This window comes from Ferrovibrio sp., assembly GCF_029255545.1.
In the GTDB taxonomy this organism is placed as follows: Bacteria; Pseudomonadota; Alphaproteobacteria; order Ferrovibrionales; family Ferrovibrionaceae; genus Ferrovibrio.
In genome coordinates this window covers 1-9,357 of the sequence record NZ_JANLJJ010000097.1, presented here as the reverse complement: position 1 = coordinate 9,357, position 9,357 = coordinate 1, and the positions used below count along the sequence as shown (strand labels likewise).

11 protein-coding genes are annotated in these 9,357 nt (G+C 64.6%); 9 read left to right on the top strand and 2 right to left on the bottom strand.

Going from position 1 to position 9,357, the window contains the following annotated elements:
- Nucleotides 1-167 precede the first annotated feature (167 nt).
- Together Q1J79_RS19140 and Q1J79_RS19135 are read left to right on the top strand one after the other, a co-directional pair.
- Entirely contained in the window at nucleotides 168-1,121 is a 954-nt protein-coding gene (locus tag Q1J79_RS19140; protein ID WP_300303670.1) for a LysR family transcriptional regulator, read from the top strand.
- Between the two features lie 117 nt (nucleotides 1,122-1,238).
- Nucleotides 1,239-1,487, top strand: a complete 249-nt coding sequence (locus Q1J79_RS19135; RefSeq protein ID WP_300303667.1) for a hypothetical protein — start codon at nucleotides 1,239-1,241, stop codon at nucleotides 1,485-1,487.
- A 12-nt stretch (nucleotides 1,488-1,499) separates the two neighbouring features.
- Here the strand turns inward: Q1J79_RS19135 and Q1J79_RS19130 are convergent, their stop codons facing one another.
- The gene (locus tag Q1J79_RS19130; RefSeq protein WP_300303664.1) at nucleotides 1,500-1,898 is read right to left on the bottom strand and encodes a hypothetical protein; all 399 of its coding nucleotides are present in this window, start codon (nucleotides 1,896-1,898) and stop codon (nucleotides 1,500-1,502) included.
- A 79-nt stretch (nucleotides 1,899-1,977) separates the two neighbouring features.
- Nucleotides 1,978-4,146, bottom strand: a complete 2,169-nt coding sequence (locus Q1J79_RS19125; RefSeq protein ID WP_300303661.1) for a primosomal protein N' — start codon at nucleotides 4,144-4,146, stop codon at nucleotides 1,978-1,980.
- Nucleotides 4,147-4,274: 128 nt separating this feature from the next.
- On the opposite strand from Q1J79_RS19125, the gene fsa reads away from it, so the two are divergent.
- The 7 genes from fsa to Q1J79_RS19090 form a co-directional block, all read left to right on the top strand.
- Nucleotides 4,275-4,943, top strand: a complete 669-nt coding sequence (gene fsa, locus Q1J79_RS19120; protein WP_300303659.1) for a fructose-6-phosphate aldolase — start codon at nucleotides 4,275-4,277, stop codon at nucleotides 4,941-4,943.
- A 15-nt stretch (nucleotides 4,944-4,958) separates the two neighbouring features.
- Nucleotides 4,959-5,678, top strand: coding sequence for a DUF484 family protein (locus Q1J79_RS19115; protein ID WP_300303655.1), 720 nt, complete (start codon nucleotides 4,959-4,961; stop codon nucleotides 5,676-5,678).
- Nucleotides 5,654-6,628, top strand: coding sequence for a tyrosine recombinase XerC (locus Q1J79_RS19110; RefSeq protein WP_300303652.1), 975 nt, complete (start codon nucleotides 5,654-5,656; stop codon nucleotides 6,626-6,628). Before Q1J79_RS19115 ends, Q1J79_RS19110 begins: the two co-directional genes overlap by 25 nt.
- 1 nt (nucleotide 6,629) lies before the next feature.
- On the top strand, nucleotides 6,630-7,049 hold the full coding sequence (locus Q1J79_RS19105; protein WP_300303649.1) for a hypothetical protein: 420 nt from the start codon (nucleotides 6,630-6,632) through the stop codon (nucleotides 7,047-7,049).
- 89 nt (nucleotides 7,050-7,138) lie between these two features.
- Nucleotides 7,139-7,921: a DUF3750 domain-containing protein gene (locus Q1J79_RS19100; protein WP_300303646.1), complete on the top strand. Its 783-nt coding sequence runs from the start codon at nucleotides 7,139-7,141 to the stop codon at nucleotides 7,919-7,921.
- A 127-nt stretch (nucleotides 7,922-8,048) separates the two neighbouring features.
- Entirely contained in the window at nucleotides 8,049-9,020 is a 972-nt protein-coding gene (locus tag Q1J79_RS19095; protein ID WP_300303643.1) for a DUF692 domain-containing protein, read from the top strand.
- A partial coding sequence (locus Q1J79_RS19090) for a DNA-binding domain-containing protein (RefSeq protein ID WP_300303640.1) occupies nucleotides 9,004-9,357 on the top strand: 354 nt, incomplete at its 3' end. The genes Q1J79_RS19095 and Q1J79_RS19090, both read left to right, overlap by 17 nt.

The window sequence follows — 9,357 nt, the reverse complement described above, 5'->3', positions numbered from 1 at the left end:
GCCGCGCCAAGCTCGAACGCGGCGGCATTCAGCGCCGCGCGCAGACCCTTGTGAACATTGCGATACAGATCGAACCGTCCTTGTGCCATGGCGCGCCCCCATAAATTTAGATGGCCTGATATGCCTCTGCTGGTATGATGATTCAAATTCATGCTAATCATATGGATATGAATAAAAGGCATATTTCCGGGACAGATATCCGCCTGTTTCTGACGCTGGACGCCATGCTGGCGGAACGCAGCGTCAGCCGCGCGGCCACACGGCTTGGGCTGACCCAGTCCGCCGTCAGCCACGCGCTGCAACGCCTTCGCGACCTTTATGGCGATCCGTTATTCGTGCGTAGCAGCGATGGCATGGCGCCAACGCCACTCGCCCTCGACCTGGCCGCACCGCTGCGGGCCGGCTTAAGCGAACTCGAACGCGCCCTGAACCGCGAGATACGCTTCGACCCCGCCAGTTCGCAGCGGCAGTTTTCCGTTGCGACCGTCGATCACCCCCTGCTGACCGGCATGGACCGCGTCATGCAGCGCCTGCAGAGCGAAACACCCGGCATTAATGTCCGCATTCGCCCAATCGGCGCCGGCCTGGCGGCGGAACTTGGAGCCGGCAGCCTGGACACCGTGATCGCTGGCGGCGAAGTCGAGCAGCAACTCGCCCTCGATCGCGGCCTGATGCGCAGCCTGATCGTCAGCGAGGATTTTGTCTGCATATTGCGTGGAGGGCATCCGATGGCCGCGACAAAACGGCTGGCCATGGACGTTTTTCTGGCGCAATCGCACCTGATGATATCGACCGGCGGGCGCGATACCGGTGTCGTCGATGATGCGCTTGGGAAACTGGGGCAGCGTCGGCGCCTGGCGCTCACGGTACCGCATTTCGTCGGCGCACCCGTCATCGTGGCCGCCTCCGACCTGATTGCCACCGTGCCGCGATCAATCGGGGAATGGGGCCAGCAACAATTCGGCCTGCAGCTCCTGCAGCCGCCCCTGCGGCTGCCCAGGGCCGAGGCCTTCCTGTGGTGGCATCAACGCTTCCACAATGACCCGGCGCATCGCTGGTGGCGAAAAATGCTGCTGGATGCTTACGCGCCGTTGCGCCGCCGCAACCGAATTCCGGCCTGAGCGGCCCTTTACTGCGACATTCCGCCCTGCGTCATTCTGTCGGCTGGCTTTGGCAGGCTGCGGGCGGCATTTTCCCCTCGCCTCCTTTTCGAGACGATACAAAAAAAAGAGCCTGCCATGACCGATATTGCCGCCGACGACCTGCTGCTGGCCGCCGACGAAACCACCGTTATTCCTGAGGGTTTTGCCGCCTATGAACGTGAACCGCACGCCGCCAAGGCGACGCTGTTCTTTGTCAACATCCTGCTGCTGATCGGCGTGCTGGCCGTTGTCTGGACCCCGGCGGTGATCTTCTGGGTCGCGCTGGCGCTGGCGCCGCTGACCCTCTTGGCAATCCTCGCCATCACGCTCGGCTGGTGGATGTGAGCGGCGCGCCGCTCACTCCCACTTCCGGAAAACCTCGACGAATTTTTCCTCGCCACAGGCGATGAAATAACCACGCAACACGCAGTTCTCGCTTTCGCCGAGCCGTTGGCGAACGGCCTTGAGCGCCGGCAGCATTTCCTTGGCCAGTTGCTTGTCGCGGAAACGCATCACCTCGCCCTGGGTGCGGGCGCCGTCGTAGATCACGCCCAGGCTTTCCTCGGAATTGATCTCGGGCCGCCGCTTCTGGAAGGTGTTCAGGCTTTTCAGACCGCCGGTCTTCTGGATGAACTGCTGGAAATTGCTGAGCGCGGTATGGCGCTGATCGGGTGCGGTCTGCTTTTCCTGACAGCCAACCAGACCAACAACAGCAACCGACACCGCAAGGATGGCGGACAGGCGAACGCGCCGCATGGATTTCTTCCCCTCTTTTTCCCGGTTTCCCAATCCTGGGTGGACCGGCCGACCACGGCCAAACTTAAAAACCGGAGTCTTAAAGAAAGCTATAAGGATCGACATCAACGGCACGTTTTACAGCCGAAGGTAGTCTAATCTTTGAAAGCCATTCGCGTAGGACGGCTGGAACGTCGATCTCCCGGACCGCCTTGAGAAGCAGCCTTTCGCGGAAGCGGCCACGGAGGTAATGCAACGGCGCCGGGGCCGGGCCCAGCACGGTCAGACCTGGCCCATGCGGCGCCACACGGGCCAGATCGCGCGCCACCTGTTGCACCTGGGCCTGATCCGCGCCACTCAGGATAATTGCCGCCAGCCGGCCAAATGGCGGCATGCCGGCACGCTGGCGTTCGGCCATTTCGGCGGCGATGAAGCCGGCATTGTCGTGGCGGCTGAGGGCGGCGATCACCGGGTGCTCGGGCAGGAAACTCTGCAACAGCACGCGGCCGGGATGATCGGCGCGGCCGGCGCGGCCCGACACCTGGGTGAGCAGCTGATGCGTGCGTTCGGCGGCGCGTGGATCGCCACCAGCCAGCCCCAGATCGGCATCGATCACGCCAACCAGGGTGAGCAACGGAAAGTGATGCCCCTTGGCCACGATCTGGGTGCCGACCAGAATATCGATCTCGCGGTTTTCCATGCGCGTCAGCATCTCGCCAATCTGCTGCGGCGAGTTGGCGGTATCAGAGGCCATCACCGCCAGGCGCGCCTCGGGGAACAGCATGGCGGCTTCCTCGGCCAGCCGCTCCACCCCCGGACCACAGGCCTTGAAACGATCCTCGGCGCCGCAGGACGGACAGGTGTCGGGCAGGCGCTGCTGATGGCCGCAATGATGGCATTGCAAACGGCCGTGGCGTTTGTGCTCCACCAGCCAGGCGGCACAGTTCGGACATTGCAGGCGATGGCCGCAGGCGCCGCACAGCGTGAGCGGCGCATAGCCGCGGCGATTGAGGAACAGCATCGCCTGCTCGCCGTTTTCCATGGTTTCGCGGATCGCGGCTTGCAGCGACGCGCTGATGAAGCGCTGGGCCGGCAGGCGTTCCTTGCGCAAATCGACGATATCGATGCGCGGCAGCGTGGCGGCGCCATGGCGTTCAGGCAGCACGGCATGGGCATAACGCCGGCGCGCGACGTTATGCAGACTTTCCAGCGACGGCGTCGCCGAGGCAAGGATGACGGCGATGCTTTCCAGCTTGGCGCGCACCACCGCCATGTCGCGCGCATTGTAGATCACGCCTTCTTCCTGCTTGTAGGACGCGTCATGCTCCTCGTCGACAATGATCAGGCCGAGATCGGCATAGGGCAGGAACAGTGCCGAGCGGGCGCCGATCACCACTTTGGCTTCGCCATGGCCGATGGCGCGCAGGGTGGCGGCACGCCGACCCTCTGCCATTTCCGAATGCCAGGCCCAGGCCGGCGCGCCGAAACGCTGTTCGAACCGATCCAGCGATTGCTGTGTCAGCGCGATTTCCGGCAACAGCACCAGCACCTGCCGGCCAGCCCTCAGCGCCTCGGCCACCGCCTCGTAATAGACTTCCGTTTTGCCCGCGCCGGTGACGCCTTCCAGCAGGGTGACCGAGAAATCCCGTGCCGCCACGGCCGCCCGCAATCCTGCCGCCGCCTCGGCCTGGGTGGCATTCAGCGCGCGCCCGTCCCGGCGCCAGTCGGGCGGCGGCGGGCGGAAGGCGGGCACCTGGTCAGCCTGCAGCGCGCCCAGTTCGACCAGCTTGCGTACCACGGCCGGCGAGACGGCCGCCGCTTCGGCCAGCTCGGGCGGGCTCAGGCCCGGTCGCTCGGCGACGATCTGCAACACGCGGTCCCTCTGGGCACTGGCGCGCATCTCGATCGTTTTTCCGGAGCGCAGGATCTGCCGCATCGGCGGCGGCTCGACCAGCGCGCGCGGTTCGGGCAGACACATCTTCAGCACAGCGCCCGTGGGATTGAGCGTATAGCCCGCCACCCAATCGACCAGCTTGCGCAGGGCAGGCGATATCGGCGGCGCCTCGCAACGGCGCAGCACCGCCTTCACCTTGGCCAGCGGCAGTGGCTCAGGATTTCCATCCCAAACCACGCCCAGCGAGACACGGTTGCCGATCGGCACTTCCACGATGTCGCCCGGCACCAGCGGCCCTGCCTCACCGGTGCGATAGGTGAAGGGCTCGGCCAGCGGCAGGGGCAGCAGAACGCGGATTTGATCGGGCGGGGTCAAGGGGCGGGTTCCGGTAGAACAGCCCGGTTAAGCTAGAAGCACTTGGCCGGGTCGGGTATTGTTAACCAAACGACTTATACCATCGGAGCCGATTCGGGCAGGCCGGCGCCGCCCATGGAGTTTAGGACATGAAGTTTTTCGTCGATACCGCCGACGTGGCCGAGATTGCCGACCTGAATGACAGCGGCCTGCTGGATGGCGTGACCACCAACCCCTCGCTGGTCGCCAAGACCGGCAAGGATTTTGTCGCCACGGTGAAGGAAATCTGCAGGATCGTGAAGGGCCCGGTTTCGGCCGAGGTGGCCGCCACCGATCATCCCACCATGCTGGCCGAGGCCCGCAAACTGGCCGCCCTGGCGACCAACGTGGCCGTGAAAGTGCCGCTGACCCTGGACGGCCTGAAGACCTGCAAGGCGCTGTCGGACGACGGCATCATGGTCAATGTCACGCTGTGCTTTTCGCCGGCCCAGGCGATCCTGGCCGCCAAGGCCGGCGCCAGCTTCGTCTCGCCCTTCGTCGGCCGGCTCGACGATGTCGGCCATGACGGCATGGCGCTGATCGCCGACATCGTGCAGATCTACAACAACTATGCTGATTTCAACACCGAGGTGCTGGTCGCCTCGATCCGCCATCCCATGCATGTGGTGGAGGCCGCGAAGATCGGCGCCGATGTCTGCACCGTGCCGCCGGCGGTGCTGCGTTCGCTGGTCAAGCATCCGCTGACCGACAAGGGCCTGGATGCCTTCCTTGCCGACTGGAAAAAGACCGGCCAGTCGATCCTGGGCAGCGACAAATAAGCCCGGAGCAGAAGCATGGCCGAAGGCATCACCGCTCCCGCCGCAGCCCCAGCCGGCCTCGATGAGGCCGAGGTGGTGGCATGGCTGAAGCAGCATCCCGACCTGCTGACGCGCCATCCTGATCTGTGCGAGGCGCTGCTGCCGCCGGCCCAGCCGCATAGCGGCAACAACGTGGTCGACCTGCAGCGTTTCATGGTGCAGAAGCTGCAAGGTGAGCTCACCCGCATGTCGCATGTCGGCACCGAATTGCTGGATGCCAGCCGGCAAAACCTGTCGGCCACCCAGCGCGTGCATGCCGCCGTGCTGATGCTGCTGGAAGCCGGCAGCTTCGAGCATATGGTGCATATGGCTACCCAGGACTGGACCGACCTGCTGGAGGTCGACGTCATCAGCCTCTGCGTCGAGGGCGACCCGGAGCGCATGAAGGATATCGCCACCGGCGGCGTCTTTGTGCTGCCCAATGGCGCCATCGACACCTTGCTGGGCGCCCTGCCCGCCATCGCCCGCGACAAATGCGAGGCAGCCGACTGGCTCTATGGGCCGGCTGCCGGCCTGGTGCGCTCGGATGCGCTGGCGCGGCTCGATTTTGGCCCCACCGCGCCAGCAGCCATGCTGGCGCTGGGCTCGCGCGAGGCCGACAAGTTCCTGCCCAGCCAGGGCACGGAATTGCTGCAATTTCTCGCCGGCGTGCTCGGCCGCTCGGTACGGTCATGGCTCGACCTGCCGCAGCCGTAACCGCCACCGACGACCGGCTGCCATTCTTTCTCGCGGCCGGGGATGCGAAGGCCGCAGCCGAAGCCTGGTATCGCTGGCTGGCCAAGGAAAAGCGTTTCTCGCGCCACACCCTGCGGGCCTATGGCCAGGACCTGGCCGGCTTCTTCTCATTCCTCAGCGAGCATTTGGGCGATGCGGCCACACTGGAGGATCTGCGCGGCCTGCGCCTGAGCGATTTCCGCGCCTATCTGAGTCACCGCCGCAAGGATGACCTGGCGGCGACTTCGCTGGCGCGGAATTTGAGCGCGGTGCGCAGCTTTTTCCGCCGCCTGCAGCGCGACGGCCTGGTGGAAACCGCCGCCATCAGCCTGCTGCGCAGCCCCAAGCGGCCGCATAGCGTGCCGAAGCCGCTGAGCGTGCCGGCAGCGCAGGAGATGATCGACACGGCGGAGGATTTCGCCACCGAACCCTGGCTGCAGGCGCGCGATGCCGCGATCCTGACCCTGCTGTGGGGCGCCGGCCTGCGCCTGGGTGAGGCGCTCGGCCTCAATGGCGACCAGATTCCGAAAGGCGACAGCCTGACCGTGACCGGCAAAGGCAACAAGCAGCGCCTGGTGCCGATCCTGCCCGTGGTGCGGCAGGCCATCGCCGAATACGCCAAGCTCTGCCCCTGGCCAATTGCTTCTGGCACGCCGTTGTTTTACGGCGCGCGCGGCAAGCGGCTGGACCCTGCCATCGTGCAGAAGGCCATGCGCAATGCCCGGCGCGCCCTGAGCCTGCCTGAGACGGCCACGCCGCATGCCCTGCGGCATTCCTTCGCCACCCATCTGCTGGCGGCCGGCGGAGACCTGCGCACCATTCAGGAATTGCTGGGCCACGCCTCGCTGGCCACCACCCAGCGCTATACCGAGGTGGATGCCGAGGCCCTGCTGCGGGTCTATGGCAGTGCGCATCCACGGGCCAGGGCATAGAATGCGACACCGCTATTCCTGCATCATCGCCGTCGTATCAGCGCTATTGCTTATTCCAGCCGCCTTTGCTCAGGACGAAAAACCCGTTATTGGAATCAATAGTTTCATTATTCCTGCCGAAGACCTTGAGCCGCTTAAAACAGCAGCTCTGGCGGGTTCAGGACGGGCAGCATATCGACTGGCCCAATATTACGGGTTCGCTTTTCTTAATTTCGAAGAGCAACTCCACTGGATGACCATAGCCGCCGAAAACAACGACCAAACCGGCATCTATGGCCTCGGCTTTTTATTGGCAAAAAAGCCAGATCCCGTGAGCAGAATTCGCGCCCGCTATTGGCTGGAGAAATCTCGAGATCAAGGTGTTGAACCTACTGCTTCTCTGGCACGCCAACTATTACAAGAACTGGATACCCGGAAATAGCAGGGCCTTTTGCCTACATACTCGCCTGCATCAGAAATCCTTGAGTTTGCCACAATCGCGGGCCAGCCTATGCTTACTGGCAGGCAGACATGACGAAACCTCGACGTTTACCCCGCTTCATCCTGGCCGCTTTCCTGGCCCTGATCGCCATGCCACTGCTGGCCAGCGGTGTCAGCGTCGCCACGGCAGAACGCAAGCACTGGTCGACCAGCCGCTGGGACTCAGCCGGACTGGCGCCCGACCCGCTGGCCGTGAAGGATGCCGTGGTTCAGATCTATGCCGCCCGCGTCTGGGGCTGGCGCGGGGCTTTTGCGGTGCATACCTGGCTGGTGGTCAAGCCGGCCGGCGTACCGGCTTTCACACGCTATGAAGTCGTCGGCTGGGGTGGATCTGCGGTGCGGATCAGCCAGCGCACGCCGGATGGTTATTGGGCCGGCAACCCGCCCGAACTTCTGCATGACCTGCGTGGGCCGGAGGCGGCCGCAGCCATTCCGCTGCTGATCAGCGCCGCCGAGCGCTATCCCCATCGCGATGGCTATGTGATCTGGCCGGGCCCCAACTCAAACAGCTTCATCGCCTATCTCGCCCGCGAAGTGCCCGAGCTGGGCCTGGAACTGCCGCCAACCGCCGTGGGCAAGGACTGGATCGGCACCGACCGGCTGGTTGCCCCGGCCCCCAGCGGCACCGGCTGGCAGGTTTCGCTGTTCGGCCTGGCCGGGATCACCGCCGCCGCGCGTGAGGGGCTGGAACTCAACCTGCTCGGGCTGACCATCGGCGTCGATATTCTGCGGCCGGCCCTGAAGCTGCCGGGGCTCGGCCGTCTTGGCCTGCCCGCCACGGATGGCCATCGCCTGGAAGAAACTGCTGGTTGAGCAGATTTCCGGCTGAACTCGGCAGTTTTTTTCCTCTCTGGAATGATACACTTGCAAACTGGTGCAGGCATCATGCGGCACCGGCTCAGCCAGATGCGGGATGCCCTCTCGTGGTCCACAGAACGTCATGACCGATCTGAAGCCGATTGCCGACCGGGATCCGGCCTTGTCGCAGGCTCCGGCCGCCGAACTGCTGGCCCCCCTGGCGCCAGAACGGGTCGGAATCGGCCTGCGCCCACCGCATCACCGCGACCTGCTGGAAACCCGGCCACCTATCGGCTGGCTGGATGTCCATGCCGAAACCTATATGGGCGGGGGCGGCGCCCGTCATTATCTGGAACAGGTGCGGACATTATGGCCGGTGACGGTGCAGGGTACCGGTCTCGGCCTCGGTGGTTGCGAACTGCCCGATACCGAGCATCTGGAACGCCTGGGCCGACTGGTCGGCTGGCTGGTGCCGGCACAAGTGTCGGAGCATCTGGCCTGGACGGGTGTTGAAGGCCGTTATTACAACGACCGCCTGCCACTTCCCTATACGCAGGAAAGCCTAGAAGCCTGCCGGCGCAATGTCGATATCGTGCAAAGCAGGCTGAAACGCCCGATTCTGATGGCCAACCCGGCCACTTATCTGCGCTTCCGCGACAGCCAGATCGCCGAGGCGGAATTCCTCAGTCGCCTGAGCCAGCAGAGCGGCTGCGGCATCCTCTGCGACGTCAACAATCTCTATGTCTCCAGCGTGAACCATGTTGGCCGCGAAGCAGCGCCGGCCGTGGCAGAGGCCTATCTCGACAGCCTGCCGGCCACGGCTGTGCACCAGATTCGCCTGGCCGGTCACAGTGAAATCCAGGCTGACGACCGACCGATGCTGATCGACGACCACAGCACCCTGGTGGCCGAGCCGGTCTGGCGCCTCTATGCCAGCGCGGTGCAGCGCTTTCCCCATGCCGCCACTTTGCTGGAATGGGACAGCAATCTGCCACCGCTTGACCACCTGGTGGCCGAAGCGCGCCATGCAGAACGGCAACGCGCAGCCGCGTTGCGACCCAGCGACATTACAGATCCCGACGAGGCCGAGGTGGATGATGAGCGCGCAGCTTGAACTGCAGCGCGAATTCGCCGAGGCGCTGACCGGCTCGCTCTACACTATCGCCGAGAAGGTGATCGGCGATGCGATTCCCGCCGAGGGCCGCCTGCAGATTTACGCCAACCGCTTCCGCGCCAGCCTGCTGGAGACCATCGCCACCACCTTTCCGGTTACCCGCGCGCTGGTCGGCGAGGCCTTTTTCGCCCAGACGGCGCGCGATTACCTGATCTACGATCCGCCACGCTCGCCGATCCTCAATCTCTACGGCGCCGGTTTTCCCACCTTCCTCGCCGCCCTGCCCGATCTGGGCGGCCATCACTACCTGCCCGACATCGCCGCCTTCGAATGGGCG